Source organism: Methylobacterium sp. AC315 (assembly GCF_979253755.1).
In genome coordinates this window covers 116,141-136,649 of the sequence record NZ_CEEDEA010000009.1, presented here as the reverse complement: position 1 = coordinate 136,649, position 20,509 = coordinate 116,141, and the positions used below count along the sequence as shown (strand labels likewise).

General features: G+C 70.0%; 19 protein-coding genes. 12 read left to right on the top strand and 7 right to left on the bottom strand.

Annotated features, from left to right (window positions below; all coding sequences use genetic code 11):
- Window positions 1-5 precede the first annotated feature (5 nt).
- Window positions 6-1,304 carry an efflux RND transporter periplasmic adaptor subunit gene (locus AC0IY0_RS17005; RefSeq protein WP_471764725.1) on the bottom strand — a complete coding sequence of 433 codons (1,299 nt, stop codon included), beginning with the start codon at window positions 1,302-1,304 and terminating at the stop codon, window positions 6-8.
- A 91-nt stretch (window positions 1,305-1,395) separates the two neighbouring features.
- Window positions 1,396-2,100 carry a sulfate transporter family protein gene (locus AC0IY0_RS17000; protein ID WP_147906130.1) on the bottom strand — a complete coding sequence of 235 codons (705 nt, stop codon included), beginning with the start codon at window positions 2,098-2,100 and terminating at the stop codon, window positions 1,396-1,398.
- Between the two features lie 189 nt (window positions 2,101-2,289).
- Between AC0IY0_RS17000 and AC0IY0_RS16995 the strand changes: the two genes are divergently transcribed.
- A complete protein-coding gene (locus tag AC0IY0_RS16995) occupies window positions 2,290-3,627 on the top strand; it encodes a flavin monoamine oxidase family protein (RefSeq protein ID WP_471764778.1) in 1,338 nt (445 codons plus the stop codon).
- A 90-nt stretch (window positions 3,628-3,717) separates the two neighbouring features.
- Window positions 3,718-4,344 carry a cyclic nucleotide-binding domain-containing protein gene (locus AC0IY0_RS16990; RefSeq protein ID WP_147906129.1) on the top strand — a complete coding sequence of 209 codons (627 nt, stop codon included), beginning with the start codon at window positions 3,718-3,720 and terminating at the stop codon, window positions 4,342-4,344.
- A 15-nt stretch (window positions 4,345-4,359) separates the two neighbouring features.
- Here AC0IY0_RS16990 and AC0IY0_RS16985 read toward each other — a convergent pair whose 3' ends face one another.
- Window positions 4,360-5,358, bottom strand: a complete 999-nt coding sequence (locus tag AC0IY0_RS16985) for a 2-hydroxyacid dehydrogenase (protein ID WP_147906128.1) — start codon at window positions 5,356-5,358, stop codon at window positions 4,360-4,362.
- A 358-nt stretch (window positions 5,359-5,716) separates the two neighbouring features.
- Here AC0IY0_RS16985 and AC0IY0_RS16980 point away from each other — a divergent pair, with 358 nt between their 5' ends.
- Window positions 5,717-6,280 (top strand): SH3 domain-containing protein, encoded by a 564-nt coding sequence (locus AC0IY0_RS16980; protein ID WP_147906127.1) that lies wholly within the window; start codon window positions 5,717-5,719, stop codon window positions 6,278-6,280.
- A 516-nt stretch (window positions 6,281-6,796) separates the two neighbouring features.
- Here the strand turns inward: AC0IY0_RS16980 and irr are convergent.
- Window positions 6,797-7,312: a Fur family transcriptional regulator Irr gene (gene irr / locus AC0IY0_RS16975; RefSeq protein ID WP_147854769.1), complete on the bottom strand. Its 516-nt coding sequence runs from the start codon at window positions 7,310-7,312 to the stop codon at window positions 6,797-6,799.
- Window positions 7,313-7,535: 223 nt separating this feature from the next.
- On the opposite strand from irr, the gene fabA reads away from it, so the two are divergent.
- From fabA to AC0IY0_RS16950, 5 genes are all read left to right on the top strand, one after another.
- Window positions 7,536-8,072: a 3-hydroxyacyl-[acyl-carrier-protein] dehydratase FabA gene (gene fabA / locus AC0IY0_RS16970; protein WP_147906125.1), complete on the top strand. Its 537-nt coding sequence runs from the start codon at window positions 7,536-7,538 to the stop codon at window positions 8,070-8,072.
- A 142-nt stretch (window positions 8,073-8,214) separates the two neighbouring features.
- Window positions 8,215-9,441 (top strand): beta-ketoacyl-ACP synthase I, encoded by a 1,227-nt coding sequence (gene fabB / locus AC0IY0_RS16965; RefSeq protein WP_147937729.1) that lies wholly within the window; start codon window positions 8,215-8,217, stop codon window positions 9,439-9,441.
- A 371-nt stretch (window positions 9,442-9,812) separates the two neighbouring features.
- Entirely contained in the window at window positions 9,813-10,643 is an 831-nt protein-coding gene (gene fabI, locus AC0IY0_RS16960; RefSeq protein WP_147906123.1) for an enoyl-ACP reductase FabI, read from the top strand.
- Between the two features lie 375 nt (window positions 10,644-11,018).
- Window positions 11,019-11,258, top strand: a complete 240-nt coding sequence (locus AC0IY0_RS16955; protein WP_007559814.1) for a DUF2188 domain-containing protein — start codon at window positions 11,019-11,021, stop codon at window positions 11,256-11,258.
- 29 nt (window positions 11,259-11,287) lie between these two features.
- The gene (locus tag AC0IY0_RS16950) at window positions 11,288-12,817 is read left to right on the top strand and encodes a DUF6880 family protein (protein WP_419829458.1); all 1,530 of its coding nucleotides are present in this window, start codon (window positions 11,288-11,290) and stop codon (window positions 12,815-12,817) included.
- Between the two features lie 110 nt (window positions 12,818-12,927).
- Here the strand turns inward: AC0IY0_RS16950 and AC0IY0_RS16945 are convergent, their stop codons facing one another.
- Window positions 12,928-13,296: a DUF427 domain-containing protein gene (locus AC0IY0_RS16945; RefSeq protein ID WP_419829459.1), complete on the bottom strand. Its 369-nt coding sequence runs from the start codon at window positions 13,294-13,296 to the stop codon at window positions 12,928-12,930.
- On the bottom strand, window positions 13,293-14,186 hold the full coding sequence (locus tag AC0IY0_RS16940; protein ID WP_471764722.1) for a methyltransferase domain-containing protein: 894 nt from the start codon (window positions 14,184-14,186) through the stop codon (window positions 13,293-13,295). Before AC0IY0_RS16940 ends, AC0IY0_RS16945 begins: the two co-directional genes overlap by 4 nt.
- Before the next feature lie 181 nt (window positions 14,187-14,367).
- On the opposite strand from AC0IY0_RS16940, the gene AC0IY0_RS16935 reads away from it, so the two are divergent.
- Together AC0IY0_RS16935 and AC0IY0_RS16930 are read left to right on the top strand one after the other, a co-directional pair.
- Window positions 14,368-14,613, top strand: a complete 246-nt coding sequence (locus tag AC0IY0_RS16935; protein WP_419829461.1) for a hypothetical protein — start codon at window positions 14,368-14,370, stop codon at window positions 14,611-14,613.
- A gap of 18 nt (window positions 14,614-14,631) precedes the next feature.
- Entirely contained in the window at window positions 14,632-15,393 is a 762-nt protein-coding gene (locus AC0IY0_RS16930) for a ComF family protein (protein WP_471764721.1), read from the top strand.
- Window positions 15,394-15,399: 6 nt separating this feature from the next.
- Here AC0IY0_RS16930 and AC0IY0_RS16925 read toward each other — a convergent pair whose 3' ends face one another.
- Window positions 15,400-15,993 carry a GNAT family N-acetyltransferase gene (locus AC0IY0_RS16925; protein WP_419829463.1) on the bottom strand — a complete coding sequence of 198 codons (594 nt, stop codon included), beginning with the start codon at window positions 15,991-15,993 and terminating at the stop codon, window positions 15,400-15,402.
- 309 nt (window positions 15,994-16,302) lie between these two features.
- Between AC0IY0_RS16925 and zapE the strand changes: the two genes are divergently transcribed.
- Window positions 16,303-17,535: a cell division protein ZapE gene (gene zapE, locus AC0IY0_RS16920; RefSeq protein ID WP_187193563.1), complete on the top strand. Its 1,233-nt coding sequence runs from the start codon at window positions 16,303-16,305 to the stop codon at window positions 17,533-17,535.
- Entirely contained in the window at window positions 17,532-20,486 is a 2,955-nt protein-coding gene (locus AC0IY0_RS16915; protein ID WP_419829465.1) for a response regulator, read from the top strand. Before zapE ends, AC0IY0_RS16915 begins: the two co-directional genes overlap by 4 nt.
- Window positions 20,487-20,509 lie beyond the last annotated feature (23 nt).

Genomic DNA, 20,509 nt, shown 5'->3' with positions numbered 1-20,509 from the left:
ACCGATCACCGCTCCGCGGCCCGGATCGGCTTGGTCTGCTGTGCCGGCTTCAGGCGCTCGATCGTCTGGCCGTCGCGCAGCTCCGGAGGCGGGCTGAAGATGATGTGGCTATCGGCTGCCAAGCCCGATTCGAGTTCGAGACTCCGCCCGAGATCGCGCCGGACCTTGATCGTGCGCCAGGTCACCCGGTCGTCCTCGCCGACTTCCGCGACCTGAAAACCGTTGCGGTTGAAGACGGTCGCCTCGGCTGGAACCGAGACGCTCTCCTCGGTGCGCGGGATCTTCAGCGTCACGGTGGCGTAGAGCCCGGCCCGAAGCGCCCGGTCGGGGTTGGGCACGTCCACCTGCGTGGTCAGGGTCCGCGAGGCGGCATTCAACGCCACCGAGCTGCGCTCGACGAAGCCGCCGAAACGGCGGCCCGGGATCTGCGGGACGCTGATCTCGGCCTGGACGCCCGGCTTGACGCCCACGGCATCGTTCTGCGGCACGTTCACGGTGATGCGCAGGACGCTGTCCTGGTCCATGCTGAGGAGCGGCGTGCCGCCGTTATCGGCTCTCACCAGATCGCCGACATCGACGTTGCGGGTCGTCACCACGCCGTCGAAGGGTGCGACCACCCGCTCGAACGCCGTGAGTGCCTTTAGGCGGTCGACCACGGCCTCCTGCGACGTGATGTTGGCGGTGGCGACCTTCACGCCCGCCTCGGCGGCCGCAAGGGTTGCGGCCTGCGAGAGCACGCTCGCCTGCGACGTGTCGGCGTTCTGGCGCGAGGCCCAGCCCTGGACGGCCAGGGTCGAGGTGCGGTTGTTGGTCAGGTTGGCGAGGTTGACGTTGGCCCGGGCCTGCTCGACCTGCGCCTGAGCCTGCAGCAGCTGCGCCTTCAGCTGGCCGACCTGAGCCTCGGCCTGCGCGCGTTGCTGGTCGAGGTCCGGGGCCGCGATGCGCAGGAGCAGGTCGCCGGCCTTGACCCGGGAGCCGATATCGACCCGTCGTTCGGCGATGTAACCAGTGGCGCGGGCCGCGATCGCCGCGGTCGTGAAAGCCTGTGTCTCGCCCGGCAGCATCAGGTCGAGGGGCCCGTTGGCCCGCTCCGCCACGACGGTGCGCACCTGGGGGACCAGGGTCTTGATCCGTTCCAGGGTCGCGGTGGCCTCGACGTCCCGCTGCCAGTGGTTGTAGGCGCCGTAACCCAGCAATCCGAGCGCGGTGAGGCCCACGAGGACGAAGGGGCGCTTGCCGGGCGGCGGGGGGATATCCTTAGGGCCACCCTCAGCCGCGTCTCGAGCCGCGTCTTGCGCCTTCATCGTTCGGCTCTCCGCCGCGAATACCGCCTCTTCTCGTCACGGTAGCGGCCGAAGACCGCGACGAACAGAGCGAGGCTTCGCCGCATCGCGACTATCGCGCCACCGGCCCTTCCAAGCGCAGGCGTCGGCTGAGCCGCTTGTGCAGGTGGACCATCAGGGCGATCCCGAACAGCGGCGTCAGCAGGTTGAGGATCGGCACAACCATCAGGGCCGACATCAGGCAGCCGGCGCCGAGCGTCCGGAATGCGAAGGTCTTGCGCATGTCGGCGGCCTCCGGGAGTGGCCGGAACCGGGCCGCCGCCATCTCGAAATATTCCCGCGCCAGCAGGTAGGCGTTGGCACCGAAGAACGCCGCGATCCCGATGACCGGCACGAAGAAGATCACCAGGGCCGCCAGGTTGACGAGCAGCGTCACACCCGCGAAGCGCACCGCGTAGAAGAGCGCGGTGCCGAGCGGCATCGGCCGGCCCGGGGGATCGTTCGGGAAGTCCGTGCGCTCGACGATCGCGGCGGCATCGTCGAGAAAGAACCCGGCCACCAGGATCGAGATCGCCGGCATGAGGTAGGCCAGCACCACGAATAAGCCGAAGCCCGCAAGGTAGTAGGCGAGGTTGTCGAGGATCGGGTACTGGGCGGAGATGTGGTGGCTCGCCTGGAACGCCTCGACGAGGTGGGTCAGGCCGAACCAGAGCAGGACCAGGAGCCCGAGCGTCAGGCTCAGGGATTTCCACAGGATCGCCCGCAGCGGCGGGGAGAAGGTCTGGCGCAAAGCCGCCGCGGCGGACTCGACGATCATCGGGCGGGGTTTCCGGCTTGAGCGCTTGCCGCCGATGAGACACCGGTTCGGCGCGAAGGAGCGCGAGACCTCGGGGACGCGGCGCCGGAAGCGGCGCGGCAGCGTTGTGAAGCGGTGTGGCGACCGGCGCAAGGCCGGGCACGGCCGCACCGGAGCGAGCGGACAGGAGCGCGCGTGCAGGATACCAGGGTGAAGGTCTCGACTTCATCGCATGCTGAGGTCCGCTCCGCGGATCCGCCGCGCGCGCCGGATTACCGGCCGCGCCTGGCGCCGCTGCCCAGGGATCCGGAGGTGCTGGTGATCGGCGCCGGTGCCGCCGGGATCGGCGCGGCACGGACCCTGGTGGAGCAGGGCGTGCGTGTCGCCGTGCTGGAGGCCCGCGAGCGGATCGGCGGCCGGGCCTTCACGGTGTCGATTCGCGGCCATGCCCTCGACCTCGGGGCCCATTGGCTCCATGCCGGGCCGATCAACCCGCTGGTCGCGTTGGGCCGGACGCGCGAAGAGCGCCTGAAGCTGGCTCCCCAGGAGAGCCACGTCTGGGTCGACCGCCGCCGGGGCAGCCCCGAGGAGATCCGGGCCAACGCCCGGGCCTTCGACCGGGCGGACCAGGCCATGACCCGCGGCGCGGCGCAGCCGGGGCCGGACCGCCCGGCCAAGACCACGCTTCCCCAGGGGCTCGGCACCTGGGGCAACCGCGTTGCGCAGGTCCACGGGCTGGTCTCGGGCCGAGCGCTCGACGAGGTCTCCCTCCACGATTTCCCGAGCCTCGAATACAGCGAGAACTTTTTTCTGGCCGGGGGCTACGGCAGCTACATCGCCCGGCTCGCCAACGACCTGCCGATCGCGCTCGCGAGCCCGGTGACCCGCATCGACTGGTCGGACAGCACGGTGCGCGTGGAGACGGCCGACGGCACCGCCTATCGGGCCCGGGCGGTGATCGTGACGGTGCCGGTCATGGTGCTGCGCAACGGCCCGGCCTTCTCGCCGCCGCTGCCGAACGCGGTCCGGGCGGCGATCGACGGCTTCTCCACCGGGATCTACGAGCACGCGGTGCTGCACTGGCCGTCCAGCCCGTTCCGGGGCCGCGACCGGCTGGCGGCGATCCACGGCACGCGACCGGCGCCGGCCGGCCTGCTCACCCGGATCGACGATACGCCGTTCCACTATTACGAGCTCGACGTGCACGAGGCCGAGGCACTCGACGCGGCTGGCTCGGGCCCGGACGGGGTGCGCCGCCATGTCCGAGCGGTCCTGGCCGAGCAGTTCGGCCGGGGGCGGCTGCGCGACCTGACGATCCCGGCGGTGAGCGCGTGGCGGCACGATCCCTGGTCCCGCGGCTCCTGGGCGGTGGTGCCCCCCGGCCACGCGCCGGCCCGCGCTTTCCTGCGCGCGCCGCTCGCCGACACCGTCTGGTTCGCCGGCGAGGCGCTGTCGCGGCTGCAATGGGGCACCGTGGGCGGCGCCTACGAGGAGGGCGCCCGCGCCGCCGCGGCCGCCGCCGAGCGTATCCGCGCGGGCACAGGCTGAGGCGCACGCGCACCGCCCACGGCCGCGCGCCTTGCCGGAGCCCGGCGGGACGGGCATCCCGCTCAAGCTCGGGACGTGGTGGAGGCGCGCGTGGATTGGATTGAGGCGATCGGCTACCTCGGTACCGCGCTGACCATCTCGGCCTCGGCGATGAGCACCATGATCCCGCTGCGGATCATCTCGCTCTGTGCCAGCTGCGCCGTGATCACCTACGGCATCCTGATCGGCAGTATGCCGGTGGTGCTCACCGAGGCGATCCAGATCCCGTTCAACGCCTATCGTCTCTGGCAGATGATGCGGCTGGTGCGCGATGTCGAGACCGCAGCCGACGGCAATCTCTCCCTCGAATGGCTGCGTCCGTTCGGGTCGCAGCGCCCGTTCGGGGTCGGCGAGGTGGTGTTCCGCAAGGGCGAGGCGGCCGGCGAGATGTACTACGTCGAGAGCGGCGCGTTCCGGATCCCCGAGGTCGGAATCGAGGTGCGCAGGGGCGGGATCGTCGGCGAGCTCGGCCTGCTCGCGCCCGGCAACACCCGCACCGCCTCGCTGGTCTGCATCGAGGCCGGCAACGCGCTGTGCGTGTCGTATTCCGACGTGAAACAGCTCTACTACCAGAACCCGGAATTCGGATTCTACTTCCTCAAGCTCACCAGCGAACGGCTTTTCCAGAGCGTGCAGAACGACCCGCAGCCCGTGGCAGCCCACGGCGACGCGCTGTAGCGTCGCCGCCTGCGCTCAGAGCATGCTCGGCAGGATGCGGTCCGGCGGGCGGTGGCCGTCCATGAAGGTCTTGATGTTGATGATGACCTTCTCGCCCATGTCGGTGCGGCTCTCGTAGGTCGCCGAACCCATATGGGGCAGCAGCACGACCTTGCCCTGGCGGGCGAGCTTCACCAGCCGCGGGCTCACCGCCGGCTCCTGCTCGAACACGTCGAGTCCGGCCGCCGAGACGTCGCCGGCCTCGATCAGCCGCGCGAGCGCGCTCTCGTCGATGACCTCGCCGCGGGCGGTGTTCACGACGATCGCCTCGGGCTTGAGCAGCTTCAGGCGCCGGGCTGAGAGCAGGTGATAGGTCGCGGGGGTGTGCGGGCAGTTCACCGACACGATGTCGACCCGGGCCAGCATCTGGTCGAGGGATTCCCAGTAGGTCGCGTCGAGCGCGCTCTCGATCGCGGCCGGGACCCGACGGCGGTTGTGATAGTGGACCTGGAGGCCGAAGGCGCGTGCGCGCTTGGCGAGCGCCTGGCCGATCCGGCCCATGCCGACGATGCCGAGCCGCTTGCCGGTGATGCGGCGCCCGAGCATCCAGGTCGGAGACCAGCCCGTGGTCCAGTCGTCGTCCGGGATGATCCGCGCACCCTCGGTGACCCGGCGGGCCACCGCGAGGATCAGCGCCATGGTCATGTCGGCGGTGTCCTCGGTCAGGACGCCGGGCGTGTTGGTGACCGTGATGCCGCGCTCCAGGGCGGCGGCCACGTCGATGTGATCGACGCCGTTGCCAAAATTGGCGATCAACCGCAGGTTGGGGCCGGCCTGGGCCAGCAACCCGGCATCGATCTCGTCGGTGACGGTCGGGACCAGCACGTCGGCCTCGCGCAGCGCCGCCGCGAGGGCGTCGGCCGGCATCGCGGCATCGTCGTGACTGAGGCGAACGTCGAAGAGTTCGCGCATCCGCGTCTCGACGGCATCCGGCAGGCGCCGCGTCACGACCACCAGCGGCTTGCGCTTCGACACGTCTCTCTCCCCGTCAGCCTCGCGGCCGTGTTGGCGATCCCCGCCCGGCGGCCCCGTTCCGGACCATCCGCGGCAAGCGTCCGTTAACCGAACTCGGCCAGACAGGTCAGGTGCGAGGCACCGGGCCCGGAGCCTGTTCCGACCCATCGGCCTCTCTACCAGAGGTGGGCCGGAACACAATCGGATGCCGGCGGGATCCGCGCATCGACGGGCCGTCCTGTCGACATCCCGTGCCCGTTCAGGAGACCTGGCCCGTACGGGGGATCTTGCCGGTTCGCGGGATGCAAAATCAACCGACCGCGCGGATCGGCCCGAGGCGGCTCCGTACGGCACCTGGACCCGGGAAAAGGAGAAGACCATGCGCGCGTCACGCCTGAGCTTCGCCGTCGCAGCGCTGCTGCTGGCCGGCCTCGCCCCGGCGGCCGCGGCCCCGCCGGTCGCCACGCCTGAGACCGGCGTCGGCCCCGTGACCAAGCTGCCGCTGCCGCGCTACGCCAGCCTCAAGACCGATCGCGTCAACCTGCGCGAGGGTCCCTCCAAGGATCACCGCACCCTGTGGGTGTTCCAGCGGGCCGGCCTGCCGGTGGAGATCGTCGGCGAGTTCGAGACTTGGCGGCGGATCCGTGATTCGGAGGGCACGGAGGGCTGGGTGCTGCACTCGCTGCTCTCGGGGCGCCGGACCGCGATCGTCAATGCCGGCCCCGACAAGGGCGCCGAGAAGGCTGCGATCTCACTGCGCGCGAAGGCGGACGAGGGCGCGGCGGACGAGGCACGGCTCCAGACCGGCGTGATCGGCAACGTGAAGAATTGCAGCAGCGGCTGGTGCCGGCTGATCGTGACCCTGCCGAACCGCCGGGAGGTGGACGGCTACATCCGCCAGAACCGCCTCTGGGGCGTGTATCCGAACGAAGTCGTCGAGTAGGTTTTCGTGGTTGCGGCGACCCGGCTTCTGCAAATCCCTCGCTCGTCCCGAGGGGGGCGGCGTGTCGACTCGCCCGCGACGGACCCCTCCAACACCCGCGCGATCGCTGGAGCGCGCCTTCGAGGCCTCCATTGCGTTCCGTGGTCCCAGGATGAGGGGCAGAGGTGGAGGGTCGGCGCTTAGAATGGCCGACAGCCGTTCGGTTGAGGACCGGCAGGCGCTCGCCTTCGCGAAGCGGGGTGCAGGCCTCGTCCCACGTACGCGCCGCGGGTTCTCAGACCCTGTTCATGCAGTCCGTCACGTGCCCCCTCTCCCGTGCGGAAGAGGGTTGGGGTGAGGGGACAGGTCTCTCCGGAACGGGCGCATCCCTCACTTGGCTCTCTGCGAGAGCAGACCTCTCCCGCACGGGAGAGGGGACCCGCCACTCATTCGGCCAGAACCGGCGCGCAATAAAAAAGCCGCCCGATATCGGGCGGCTCAAAGCCGGTCCAGGTGGCCGAAGCCGACCCGGAAAACTCAGCTCTGGCGGCGGGAAGCCGGGCGGCTGCGGCGCAGGCGGACGATCACCTCGACGCCGGCGATCTCCATGCCCTCGGGGGCCTCAGGGAGGGAATCGACCGTGATGCCGCAATCCGGCATGTCGATCACCTGGTTCTCGTCCTCGAGATAGAAGTGGTGATGCTCACTCGGGTTCGTGTCGAAATAGGCCTTCGACCCGTCGAGCGCGAGTTGGCGCAGAAGCCCCGCCTCGGTGAACTGATGCAGCGTGTTGTAGACGGTGGCCAGCGAGACCGGCACCTTGGCGCGCATGGCCTCGTCGTACAGCATCTCGGCGGTCAGGTGCCGGTCGCCGCGGCCGAACAGGAGCCAGCCCAGGGACAGACGCTGACGGGTCGGCCGCAAGCCGGCCCGGCGCAGACGGTCGCGCAGATCGGACAGCGGGCAGCCGCGACGCGGCATGCCGTTCGCTTCCAGCTGGGGGGCGGGGACCCGGCCGTTGAGGATCGCCTGAAGGGGCAGCAGTTCGGACATTTCGGGACTGAACGCTCGACGAGGACCCTGAAGGAATGGGATTCGTCATACTATACGGAACTGGACATGCGGTCGCAACCCGAGCCGGCTCACACGCTCACCGGAGGCGTTGACGGCTTTGACGGTGCTGCGCCCCGTGCTAACCCGCGCGCCGAACGACCGGGCGCCTGTCGCGTATCGCGTGCCTGCCCGCCAAGACAATCCAGAGGAAACAGCGACCTTCATGCCGCAAGACGCCGAGACGCCAGCCCAGGCCGCGAGCCGCACGTCGCACTATTCCTACGAGGATCTACTGGCCTGCGGGCGCGGCGAACTCTTCGGCGCCGGGAATGCGCAGCTGCCGCTGCCGCCGATGCTGATGTTCGACCGGATCACCAGTATCGGCCAGGAGGGCGGCGCCCACGGCAAGGGCCACGTCACCGCCGAACTCGACATCCGCCCCGACCTCTGGTTCTTCCCCTGCCACTTCCAGGGCGATCCGGTCATGCCGGGCTGCCTCGGGCTCGACGCCTTGTGGCAAATGCTGGGCTTCCATCTCGGCTGGCTCGGCTCTCCGGGCCGCGGCCGCGCGCTCGGGGTCGGCGAGGTGAAGCTCGCCGGCCAGGTGCTGCCGTCGATGAAGAAGGTCGTCTACAACGTGGACGTCAAGCGCGTTCGCCAGGGCAAGCTGGTGCTGGGCATCGGCGACGGCTGGCTTGAGGCCGACGGGGCGCGGGTCTACCAGGTCCAGGACATGCGGGTCGGCCTGTTCCAGAGCTGATCGAGTCGCGTTCCGGGGGCGTCTTTCGCATCGTGGCGGCAACGCCCGGCGCCCTCGGCAGTTGAGATTATGTCCGCGTCACCTTAGCTGACCGGGACGCGGCCCGGGCGACCGGCGCCGCGACGGAGGAATCGTCACGACCATGCGCCGCGTCGTCATCACCGGGATGGGCATCGTCTCATCCATCGGCAACACCACGCAGGAGGTGCTCGCCTCCTTACGCGAGGCGCGCTCTGGTATTGCGCGCGACGCGAGCTACGCCGAGCACAACTTCCGCAGCCAGGTCTCCGGCAAGCCCAGCCTCGATCCCGAGGGCGTGGTCGACCGGCGCGCCATGCGGTTCCACGGCGGCGGCTCCGCCTGGAACCACGTCGCGATGGATCAGGCGATCCGTGATTCCGGCCTGGAGCAGGCCGAGATCTCGCATGAGCGCACCGGCATCATCATGGGGTCCGGCGGTCCCTCGACCCGGATCATCGTGGATGCCGCCGCGATCACCCGTGACAAGGGCCCGAAGCGGATCGGTCCGTTCGCGGTCCCGAAGGCGATGTCCTCGACCGCCTCGGCGACGCTGGCGACCTGGTTCAAGATTCGCGGCGTCAACTACTCGATCTCGTCGGCCTGCGCGACGTCCAACCACTGCATCGGCAACGCCGCCGAGATCATCCAGGGTGGCCGGCAGGACATAATTTTCGCCGGCGGCTGCGAGGATCTCGACTGGACGCTGTCGTCCCTCTTCGACGCCATGGGTGCCATGTCGTCGAAGTACAACGACACGCCGGCCCGGGCCTCGCGCGCCTACGACGCCAACCGGGACGGCTTCGTCATCGCCGGCGGCGCGGGCGTGCTGGTCCTCGAGGAACTCGAGCACGCCAAGGCCCGCGGCGCGCGGATCTACGGCGAGGTCGCCGGCTACGGCGCCACGTCGGACGGGCACGACATGGTCGCCCCCTCGGGGGAGGGCGCGGTGCGCTGCATGCGCCAGGCGATGGAAGGTCTGAAGGGCGCCCGGATCGACTACATCAACCCGCACGCGACCTCGACCCCGGTCGGCGACGACAAGGAGATCGAGGCGATCCGAGAGGTGTTCGGCCGCGGCGAGGATTGCCCGCCGATCTCGGCGACCAAGTCGCTGACCGGTCATTCGCTGGGCGCCACCGGCGTGCAGGAGGCGATCTACAGCCTGCTGATGATGCAGAACGGCTTCATCTGCGAGAGCGCCCACATCGATACGATCGATCCGGCTTTCGCCGACATGCCGATCCTGCGCCAGCGCCGGGACGACGCCAAGCTCGGCCACGTCCTAACCAACTCGTTCGGCTTCGGCGGCACCAACGCCACCCTGGTCCTGAAGCAACTGGACGCTTGACTGTCTCTTCTCGGAACCACCGCGACGGGGGCGGCGTTTACGGTTTGGTGAATGAGGTGGTGACGATGGGTACGTTCCTGATCGGTGCACTGGGCGGTCTGATGCTCGCAAGCTGCGCCGCAATCTACGCCAAACAAGCGCTGATTGAGGAAGCCCGTTCGCATACGGACGGGTATTTCTAGACCGCTCATCCACCCAGCGATGAACGCCCCGCCCGCCGGTGGGGCTTTTTTTTGCCCGATGCAGAGACCGGTCCGGTTTGGATCGCGCGGCAAGCCGCGTTAAGGCACCCTCGTCGCGGCCCGAACAACGGCATCGCGACCCGTCGCCGGTCCTCGGTGGCGGCGTGCTCGTACGGAATGTGAGTCGGCATGACAGGTTTGATGGCGGGCAAGCGCGGCCTGATCATGGGCGTCGCCAACGATCACTCGATCGCCTGGGGCATCGCCCGGACCCTCCACGCCCACGGCGCCCGCCTGGCCTTCACGTATCAGGGCGACGCCCTGGGCCGGCGCGTCGCACCGCTGGCGGCACGGCTCGATTCCGATATCGTCATGCCCTGCGACGTGGAAGACATCGCCTCGGTGGACGCGACCTTCGCGGCCCTCGACGAGCGCTTCGACGGCGGGCTCGACTTCGTCGTCCACGCCATCGGCTTTTCCGACAAGGCGCAGCTCAAGGGCCGCTACGTCGACGTCACCACCCGCGAGAACTTCGCCCGGACCCTGACGATCTCGTGCTTCTCGTTCACCGAGATCGCCCAGCGCGCGGCCAAGCGCATGACGAACGGCGGCTCGCTGCTGACCCTCACCTACGGTGGCTCGACCCGGGTGATGCCGAATTACAACGTGATGGGCGTGGCCAAGGCGGCGCTGGAGGCCTCGGTGCGCTACCTGGCGAGCGATCTCGGCCCGGACGGAATCCGGGTCAACGCTCTCTCGGCCGGCCCGATGCGGACACTGGCCGGCGCCGGCATCGCCGACGCCCGCCTGATGTTCAACCACCAAGCGGCCCACGCTCCGCTGCGCCGCACCGTCAGCCTCGACGATGTCGGCGGCTCCGCCCTCTACCTGCTGTCGCCGCTCTCCGGCGGAGTCACCGGCGAGGTCCATTTCGTCGATGCCGGCTACAACATCATCTCGATGCCGCGCCCCGACGTGCTCCAGGCCCAGGACGCGGCCGGCGTCGTCGGCGACGCCTGAACCGCGAGCCGGCTACTCCTCCGGGACCCGCCCTGGCGGCACCGGTCCGCGGCTGCGCGAACGCTCACCCCGGACCAATGGACGCTGGCGCTCGATCCGGACCTCGTCCGGGCTCGGGGGTGCCGACGGGTAGTTCGAAGCGAACGGATTCGGCGGCGCAGACCGCGAAGAGCCGCCGAAGAGGGAGTCGAAAAAGCTCTCCTCGGCGTGGACATTTGTCGAAGCAATGAGGAGGCCGAGGGCCAGGATCGGTCGAAGCGTCGTCGTCATCGGTCGCCCGTAGCTCGACTTTCCGGCGGATCGGAGGCCGGTCGGGAACCCGGCGGCGCGCGACGTGTTCGCGCTCAACGAATCCCAGCGCGTACAGGAGTCGAGATGTCCGAGGTTACCTATCGCATCGTCGAGCACGATGGCGGCTTCGCCTACAAGGTCGGCGACGTGTTCTCCGAGACCTTCCCGAGCCGCGAGGAGGCACTGCAGGCCGCCCAGGCTGCCGCCGCCGAGCAGCAGGTCCCCGGTTCGACCGAGGGTATCCGTTACCAGGATCAGGCCGGCAGCTGGCACGACGAGACGGCGCAGGGGAGCGACCGCCCCCGCGCCAAGGTGGTCGATTAGGCCGATCCGGCGGATCGGCGGGTGGTGCCATGGCACGCGCGAAGGCCATGAACCGGGGGGCGGGGCGTCAGGCCCCGTCGAAGCCGGAGGCCTCTCCGAAGGCGGCGCGCCCCAAGGGCGCCCGCCGCACGACCCCGTCGCCCGAGACGCTGGCGGCCCTGGGGCCCGACCGTCTGATCGGGCTGATCCTGGGAGAGACCGCGCGCAACTCCACCTTCAAGAAGCTGGTCACCGCAGCGCTCGCCGCCCTGCAGGGGCCGGACGCCGTGGCGGCGATGATCGACCGGCGCCTGGCTGCGCTGGAATCTGCGCAGGGCTACATCGACTGGCAGAAGCGCAGGGCCTTCGCGGCCGATCTCAACGCCACCGTGACGGTCATCGTCGACGAATTGCGCCCCCTCGACGCCAGCGCCGCCCTGGAGCGGCTCCGGCGGTTCCTGGACGGCGCCGACGCGGTGCTGAACCGGGTCGACGACAGCACCGGTGCGGTGCAGGGCGTCTACGAGCGCGCCAGCGAAGCTTTCGTCGAGACAGCAGCCAATCTGCCGCCGGCAGCGGTCGCTCAACTCGCGACCAGCCTCGTCGGCTCATTCGCGGCCGACCCGTTCGGTCCCCTCGGCACGCTGCTCGGCGAGATCATCCTGTTACTCGACGGGGACACCCTTTCGGAGATCGATGCCGCCCTCGCGGAGGCAGCTCTCGGGATGGCGAAGGGTGGCGAAGCCCGGAACGAGACTGCATACCGCCGCGTCGCCGCCCGCGGCCAGATCCTGCGCCTGCGCCAGGTCATCGCCGACCGGCGTAACGATACCGACGCCTTCATCGCGATTGAGACGGAGATCGCTTCGGGTCGAGAGGACCGCGTGTCGATCGCGCAGCGGCTGCTCGCTGCCGGCCGCGCCGAGGAGGCCCTGGACTGGATCCGGCGCACGCCGGAGAAGGGTTTGCGCATCGTCACGCGGGCCGACCTGATCGCCGGCTACGACCCGCGCGGTCCCGAGCGCGAGCGCCAGGCGCTGGAGATAGACATCCTCGACGCACTGGGCCGGAGCGATGAAGCGCAGGCGCTGCGCTGGGCGCTCTTCGCGCGCGACCTCGATGCCCCGATGCTGCGCGCCTACCTCGCCAAGCTCCCGGATTTCGAGGACGAGGAAGCGCTTCTCAAGGCGCTGGATCACGTGGAATCCTTCGCCAATCCGCACCGGGCACTCGCCTTCCTGGTGACCTGGCCGGACCTCATGCGGGCCGCCAGACTGGTCGAGGGGAACCGGGAGGTCTGGCAGGGCGAGCACTATCCCGTTCTGGCCCCGGCCGCCGACGCGTTGGCCCAGGATCATCCGCTGGCGGCCACGATTCTGTATCGGCGGCTGCTCGACGGCATCCTCGATGCCGGCCGGAGCGCCGCGTACACGCACGGCGCCCGCTACCTTCTGGAACTCGACACCCTCGCCGAGCGTCTGGAGACGGGTGCGATCAGCCCGGCCCCGGCTGCCTATCGGGAGGCTGTTCGATGCGATCACGGCCGCAAGCACGCCTTCTGGGGTTTGCTCAGGGATTGAACGGCTCCGGTTGCCGTTCGCGTCAACGTTGCGTGTTCGCCGCGAGAGAGCCCGATAGAGCAGGACTTTCGGTCGTGTCGCCCTGATGCCGCCAGCGGGATGGCCGCCCGCTATGGCGCGTCCGAGACCTCGATGACATCGACCAGATCGGGATAGAACGCCACGTGGCCCGCAATCGCGGCCACCGCCGGGAAGGGCGTTTCATAGCTCCACACCGCATCGGATCGCCGCGTGCCGTCGACCAGAAGATCGAAGTAGCGGGCATCGCCCTTGTACGGGCAGTGGCTGGTCCGTGCCGTGGGTACGAAATGATCGGCTCGGATATCGGCCCGCGGGATGTAGAACACGGCTTCGTAGCGGGATTCCTGAAGGCGCAGGGCATGACGCGTCTCGGCGACGGGTACGCCCGCCACGAGAACGCGCACCCGGCGCGCCTCAGGCGTGATCGTGATCGGATGGTCGGCGCTTGGGCTTTTCACGGCGTTCTCCCGGGTTCGGGCTTCAGTTCGACAGTACCGAGGGCGTCGGCCAAGCGTGATTTGGCGGTGCCGGGCCGAAGTGGCTTCTGCTGGCTCTCGTGCGGCACCCAGCCCGACAGCCACAACACCTCGAAGGTCGCCCGCACCCGTCCGTCCGGATCGGAGAAGCGCTCGGCGTAGACCTCCGCTGTACGCACCAAGGTCGCCCGGCGCAGGGGCGTACGCCGTCGCTCGGTGAGCACGTTGGTCATGCCCATCGCCCGCAGGTCCCGCATCAGCCCGAACGGGTCGGCGTAGCGCACCGTCAGGGTGTCGGTGTCGGCCACCGGCAGGGCGAAGCCCGCCCGCTGCAGCAGGGCGCCGGCCTCGCGAACCGCCGCGAACGGCGCCACCCGCGGACTGATCCCACCCTCGATCTCGCTTTCGGCTTGGGCGAAGCTCTGACGCAGCTCGGTCAGGGTGGCACCGCCCAGCAGGCAACCAAGGAACAGGCCGTCCGGCCGTAGCGCCCGGCGCAGCTGAATCAGCGTGCCGGGCAGGTCATTGACGGCCTGGAGCGCCAGCAGCGAGACCGCGAGGTCGAGGCTTCCGGCCGCCAGGGGCAGCAATTCCGGATCGCCGACGATCAGGTTCGGCCCGCGGGGTTTGGGCAGGGCAGCCAAGCGAAGATGCATGGCGTCAGGGTAGCGTGCGGCCAATACCGACCTCGCGCCTGCACCCGGCGTCGCGAGGTCGAGCACCGTCGCGAAATTGCGCAGCACCGCCCTAAGGCGGTCGTCCATGTCTTCGACGACGCGGTCGAGCAGGAATCCGGCATAGCCGTTCCGTTCGGCACGGGCGAGGCGTGCGCGGGCGAGGACGGTGTCGAACAGGGCGGCCGGGGAATCCATGACGGTGCAGATGGCGCTTTCGAACGCATCCTGCCAGCACCCTCGAAGACACCTGTGAAACCGATCGATCGCCGTCACACACAGAGCCGTGAGGCAGGATAACGTGGCGGAACGACTCGGCGGGGTCGCCGTTCCTGCTGCGACTGGCCGCAAGGCCGAGATTGGTTATGGAGTGCAGGTCATGAAGCGCATGCTCGTCGGAGCCGCAATGGCGCTGGCCACCCTCACCGCCGCGGGCGGCGCCGAGGCGAAGGGCTGCATCAAGGGTGCGATCGTGGGCGGCATCGCCGGCCACTATGCCGGCCATCACGGCCTGATGGGTGCCGCCGCCGGCTGCGCCATCGGCCGCCACCGGGCGAACGCCAAGGCCCGGGAGATGGATCAGCAGGTCGATCAGCGGGGCGCGCGTCCCGTCTCGGCCCGCTAGCGCCCGTCTGCGACCCGGATGACGGCCCTGCGGGCCGTCGCATCGGCCCTGCGCGGCTTGCCGCGCGGGGCCTTGTCGTTGATCTACCCGCCGACGTGCGCCGGCTGCGGCGGCGCCACCGCCGATCCCGGAGGCCTGTGTTCAGACTGCTGGACCGGCCTGCGTCTCATAGAGGCGCCCCTGTGCCCGCGCTTCGGCACGCCGTTCGCGGTCGATCTCGGGGTCGGGCCTCTGCTCTCCCCCCGCGCCATCGCGGAACCACCGGTCTTCGGACGCGCGCGTGCGGTCGCCCTTTATGATGATGTCGCCCGCCGCCTCGTCCACCGGCTGAAATACGAGGATCGGCTCGACCTGTCCGCCGTGATGGGCCGGATGATGTCCGCGAGCGGCCGGGCCCTCATCGCCGAGGCGGATTGTATCGTCCCTGTGCCGCTGCACCGTTGGCGGCTCTGGCGCCGCCGCTTCAATCAGGCCGCCCTTCTGGGTCGGGTGATCGCCCGGGGCGCCGAGCTTCCGTTCGAGCCCTCCACCCTGGTCCGGGTGCGGGCAACCCGCTCGCAAGTCGGCCTGAGCCGACCGGCCCGCGCCGAGAACCTGAGCGGTGCCTTCCGGGTGGACGCCGCCCGGGCGCACCTCATCCGCGGCCGGAGGATCCTGTTGATCGACGACGTCATGACGACCGGGGCGACCGGCAACGCCGCGTCCCGGGCCCTGCTGCGCGGCGGGGCGGCGTCCGTAGACGTGCTCACCTTCGCGCTGGTCGGTGACGCAGCCGGATGAGGCGGTTCAGACGGTCGCCCGCTCACGATGCGGAAAGCTCACCGCCAGAGTGAAGTCGAACGCCTCCGCGATGCTCTCGTGCCAGAGCGAGAACGGCGTCGGCCGGGCGAGATGAAGCGCGCCCTCCGTCTCGGTGCCGGCACGCTGCAGCGCCGCACCCTGCTTGGCCGCCAGCCGCAGCATCGGTCCGTTCCCGGACAGGCAGCGCACGTGCAGGTCGGCCACGCCGCGATGGCGGGCGGCGCGGGCGATCCGGGCGAACAGGGACGCGCCGATACCCTGACGGCGGTAGGCGCGCTCCACCGCGAAGGCCGCCTCCGCCCGTGGGCCAAGACCGTAGGGCGACGCTCCGAGGGCCATCGGCCGTAGCTCGGCCAAGCCGCGCAGTTCTCCACTCACGAAGGCGCCGTACATCACGCCGTCGGCGGTGAGTGCCTGCGCGGCATAGGCCCGCACGCCGGCTTCACTGACATTGCCCATGAAGCGATTCGCGCGTGCCTCGGGATCGAGCCGCAGGAAGTAGTCGAGGACCGCAACGCGGTCGGCCGGCCAAAGGCGCCGGACCGTGTGGGCCGACACGGCGAGGTGTCGAACGGCCATGGTGGGTCTCCGGTCTCTGCGCGTTGTTGCGCAAGTTGGTCCGGACGTTCCTCCCGAAGGACGAGGCTGATGTCGCATCCCCGAGCTTGTTGTGCAATGCAGCAATATGAATGAGCGCGGTCACGGGAGGCCTGCCATGCGCCGGCTTTCTGGAACGGTTCGCTGCGCCGTGTTCCAGGTTGCCTCGGCGCGCGGGCTTGATTCGCGTCGAGCTTGCGCGGCACAGGGATGCGCCCCCGGCGGGAACGGTCGACCGGGGGCGGGGGGTGCCGGGTCCGGCGCCGTATCGTGTTTCAGGGGACCGGTGGCGTGAGCGAGCAATCCGGGAAGCAACACGCGCCATCCGCGGAGGCGCGGGCCAGCGCCGTGTCGCCCGGCCCGGTCCATGACCGCTACGAGGCGCTGGTCGGCACCGGCGCCATCGAGCGGGATCCCGCCCAGGCGCAACTGGTGCGCGCCCTCGACCGGCTGATCCAGGATCTCGGACGCCGCAAGCGCGCCAACAAGACCAGCGCGCTGGGCTGGCTGTTCCGGCGCAAGGACGAGGCTCCGGCTCCCAAGGGGCTCTACATCTGGGGCTCGGTGGGCCGCGGCAAGACCATGCTGATGGACCTGTTCCACGAGGCCGCGCCGGGACCCAAGCGGCGGGTCCACTTCCACGGGTTCCTGGCCGACGCGCACGCGCGCATCCACGCTTACCGACAGGCGCTGAAAGCCGGCACCGTGAAGGGCGACGACCCGATCGGACCCGTCGCCGACCAGCTCGCCGACGAAGCGACCCTGTTGTGCTTCGACGAGTTCACGGTGACCGACATCGCCGACGCGATGATCCTGGGGCGCCTGTTCGGCCACCTGTTCCGGCGCGGCGTGATCGTGGTGGCGACCTCCAACGTCGAGCCCGACCGGCTCTACGAGGGTGGCCTCAACCGGGCTCTGTTCCTGCCATTCATAGCGACGCTGAAAGAGCAGGTGGACGTGGTGCGGCTCGATTCGCGGACCGATTTCCGGCTGGAGAAGCTCGGCGGCGCCGCCGTCTATCACGTGCCGGCGGATGCGGCCGCCCGGGCAGCCCTGGACGCCGCTTTCAAGGGGCTCACCGGCAAGGCGCGAGGCCGCACCGCGACGATCCAGGTCCAGGGTCGAGACGTCGCGATCCCCGAGGAGGCCAACGGCGTCGCGCGCTTCGGCTTCGACGATCTCTGCCGGCAGCCGCTCGGCGCCTCCGACTACATGGCCCTGGCGCGGGCCTTCCACACGGTGATCCTCGACGGAATCCCGGTGCTCGGGGAGGCCGAGCGCAACGAGGCGAAGCGCTTCATCACCCTTGTGGACACCCTCTACGACCGGCACGTGAAGCTCGTGGCCTCGGCGGCGGCCGAGGCGCAGGACCTCTACACGGCGGAGACCGGGCGCGAGGCGTTCGAGTTCGACCGAACCGTCTCCCGGCTGATCGAGATGCGCTCGCGGGAATACCTTGCCCTGCCGCACGGACGGGCCGATTCCGAGGCCTCGGGTGCCAGCACCGGGCTGGTGGAGACATGAGCCGACCGGGAGTCGGCTCGATCTTCCGCCTGCGTCGGCCGAACTGGCGTGGAGCCGGTCCGCTCGGGCCGCTCCTCGGCTCGCCGGCCGCCTTCGTCCTGCTGGTCGTCGCGCTCGCGGCGGGCACGGCCAACTACATCGCCGGTGAGGCCGACCGGGGCGCCACCGCGCAGGCCAACGCCACGATCACGGGGGTCGAGCGCCTGCTCTCCGAGGTCAAGGACCTGGAGACCGGCGAGCGCGGCTTCGTGCTGGTCGGCAGCGAGGATTACCTGACGCCCTACACCCTCGCGCTCGGCAAGCTCGAGACCGAGCTCGCCGCCCTCGGGGCGACCGCGCAGGAGCCGGTCCGACGCGGCGGCCCGTCGCTTGCCGGGCTCGTGGCTCAGAAGCGCGATTTCGCCACCCGGGTGGTCGCGGCGCGCCGGGACCGGGGCTTCGACGCGGCCACCGACCTCGTGCGCACCGGCGAGGGCAAGCAGCTGATGGACGCGATCCGCGCGGAGGCGACGTCCCGCCAGGCGATCACGGCCCAGCACCTCGACGAGGTGCAGACCCGGGAGCGCTGGCGCGGACTGATCCTGTTCCTGCTCTCGGGGGCGGCCGCGCTCGGCGCGATCGTGTTGCTCGCCCGCCTCGCCCTGGTGCGGCGGCAGGAATCGTTGCGCATGTCGCGGCTGCTCGATGGGGTGCTGGCCAACGCCCCCGTGGGCCTCGGATTCCTCGACCGCGACCTGAAGATCCGTCACATGAACCGGGCGCTCGCCACCATGAGCGAGCGCGGCTTCGGGGCCGATCTCGGGGCGCCGATCTGGGCGATGCTGCCGACGCTGCAGGAGGCGCTGGCGCCCAAGCTCGCGGCGGCGCTCAACGAGGGCCTGGTCTCGCCCAACGTGCCGGTGGCAATCCCGACACCCTCGGCGCCCGGGGGCGTCCGTCAGTTCTCGATGAGCTTCTACCCCCTGCGCGGCGAGGCGACCGGGCCCGATAGCGGGCAGGACGTCGAGGGCGTGGGCCTGGTCGTGGTCGACGACACGATCCGCCACCTCGCGGAGGTGCGGACGAAGCGCAGCGAAGAGCGCTTCCGCTCGCTGATCGAGGCCAGCGCGGCGATCGTGTGGACCGCGAACCCGGAGGGCAGCCTGCACCGGCGCCAGATTGCCTGGAGCCGCTTCACCGGCCAGGACGAGACCGCCTATGCCGGCCTCGGCTTCCTCGACGTGATTCATCCCGACGACCGCGCCCACACCCAGGCCGACTGGTCCCGCGCGGTGACCACCCTGCAGCCCTACGCTACCGAGCACCGGATGCGCGCACGCTCGGGCGCATACCGGCACATGAGCGTGCGCGCCGTGCCGATCCTCGAAGCGGACGGCACGCTGCGGGAATGGGTCGGCACCCACACCGACATCACCGAGCGCAAGGAAGCGGAGGCCGCCATCGAGGCGGCGCGGGCTGCGGCCGAAGCCGCCAACGAAGCCAAGAGCCAGTTCCTGGCCAACATGAGCCACGAGCTGCGCACGCCGCTCTCGGCGGTGATCGGCTATTCCGAGATGGTCCAGGAGGAGCTCGAAGATCTGGGCGAGGCCGCCCTGATCGCCGACATGAAGAAGATCGAATCCAACGCCCGGCACCTGCTCGGCCTGATCAACGACGTGCTCGACATCTCCAAGATCGAGGCCGACCGGGTGGAGATCTACGCGGAGGATTTCGACGTCGCCGAAGTGGTCCACGACGTCGCCGCCACCGTCGAGGGGCTGATCGCCAAGAAGGGCAACACGCTCACGCTTGACCTGGCGGCGGATGTCGGCACGGCGCACACCGACGTGACCAAGCTGCGCCAGTGCCTGATCAACCTCCTCAGCAACGCCGCGAAGTTCACCGAGAACGGCCGGATCACGCTCGGGGTCGCCCGCACCACGGAGGCCCTCCGCTTCACGATCGCGGATACCGGCATCGGCATGAGCGCGGAGCAGGTCGGGCGCCTGTTCGAGCGCTTCACCCAGGCCGACGCCTCGACCACCCGCCGCTTCGGCGGTACCGGCCTCGGATTGTCGATCACCCGGGCTTTCTCGGAAATGCTCGGCGGCGCCATCGTGGTGGAGAGCCGGGAAGGGGAGGGCACCGTCTTCACGCTGACCCTGCCGGCGCAGTTCCAGGGCCCGGAGGCCGAACATGCGAACGCGGCCGGCGCAGGCGTCGGCGACCGCCGGACCATTCTGGTGGTGGACGACGATGCCGCGACCCGCGACCTGCTCGCCCGCTTCCTGGAGCGCGAGGGGTTTTCCGTGGCTGTGGCGGAGGACGGGCGCCGGGGCCTCGAACGCGCCCGCGCCCTGCGCCCCCGGGCGGTGCTACTCGACGTGACCATGCCGCAGATGGACGGCTGGGCGGTGCTACGGGCCCTACGGGCGGATCCCGAGATCGGCGCGACGCCGATCGTGATGGTCACGGTACTGGACGAGCAGAACCTCGCCTTCTCGCTCGGCGCCACCGACTATCTTCAGAAGCCGATCGACTGGGGCAGCCTGCGGCAGGTCATCGACCGCTTCCGGCCGGTGACCGTGGACGGCCCGATCCTGGTGGTCGAGGACGAGGCGGACGTGCGTGCCCATCTCTGCGCCTATCTCGGCCGCGAGGGCTTTCCCGTGGTCGAGGCCGAGAACGGCCTGCGCGCTCTAGACACCTTAGAGGCGGAGCGCCCCTGCCTGGTGCTGCTCGACCTGATGATGCCGGAGATGGACGGCTTCGGTTTCCTGCGGGCCATGCGCGCCCGGGCCGACTGGCGCGACATCCCCGTGGTCGTCCTCACCGCCAAGGACATCACCGCCGAAGACCGCCGCCGCCTCGCCGGCCAGGCCGACCGCGTGCTCGCGAAGGGAACGACCGGACTGAGCGAGCTCGCCCGCGAGTTGCGGGCACTGATGCCGGGGCACACCGAGGTCGCCTGACCCGCACATCGTCCCGAGCAGGA

Bases quoted from the DNA above. Each gene is read 5' to 3' on its own strand.
- fabI (WP_147906123.1), top strand. From the start codon at position 9,813: ATGACAGGTTTGATGGCGGGCAAGCGCGGCCTGATCATGGGCGTCGCC.
- AC0IY0_RS16935 (WP_419829461.1), top strand. From the start codon at position 14,368: ATGAAGCGCATGCTCGTCGGAGCCGCAATGGCGCTGGCCACCCTCACC.
- irr (WP_147854769.1), bottom strand. From the start codon at position 7,312: ATGTCCGAACTGCTGCCCCTTCAGGCGATCCTCAACGGCCGGGTCCCC.
- AC0IY0_RS17000 (WP_147906130.1), bottom strand. From the start codon at position 2,100: ATGATCGTCGAGTCCGCCGCGGCGGCTTTGCGCCAGACCTTCTCCCCG.
- AC0IY0_RS17005 (WP_471764725.1), bottom strand. From the start codon at position 1,304: ATGAAGGCGCAAGACGCGGCTCGAGACGCGGCTGAGGGTGGCCCTAAG.
- AC0IY0_RS16980 (WP_147906127.1), top strand. From the start codon at position 5,717: ATGCGCGCGTCACGCCTGAGCTTCGCCGTCGCAGCGCTGCTGCTGGCC.
- fabB (WP_147937729.1), top strand. From the start codon at position 8,215: ATGCGCCGCGTCGTCATCACCGGGATGGGCATCGTCTCATCCATCGGC.
- fabA (WP_147906125.1), top strand. From the start codon at position 7,536: ATGCCGCAAGACGCCGAGACGCCAGCCCAGGCCGCGAGCCGCACGTCG.
- AC0IY0_RS16930 (WP_471764721.1), top strand. From the start codon at position 14,632: ATGACGGCCCTGCGGGCCGTCGCATCGGCCCTGCGCGGCTTGCCGCGC.
- AC0IY0_RS16950 (WP_419829458.1), top strand. From the start codon at position 11,288: ATGGCACGCGCGAAGGCCATGAACCGGGGGGCGGGGCGTCAGGCCCCG.
- AC0IY0_RS16940 (WP_471764722.1), bottom strand. From the start codon at position 14,186: ATGGATTCCCCGGCCGCCCTGTTCGACACCGTCCTCGCCCGCGCACGC.
- AC0IY0_RS16915 (WP_419829465.1), top strand. From the start codon at position 17,532: ATGAGCCGACCGGGAGTCGGCTCGATCTTCCGCCTGCGTCGGCCGAAC.
- AC0IY0_RS16925 (WP_419829463.1), bottom strand. From the start codon at position 15,993: ATGGCCGTTCGACACCTCGCCGTGTCGGCCCACACGGTCCGGCGCCTT.
- AC0IY0_RS16955 (WP_007559814.1), top strand. From the start codon at position 11,019: ATGTCCGAGGTTACCTATCGCATCGTCGAGCACGATGGCGGCTTCGCC.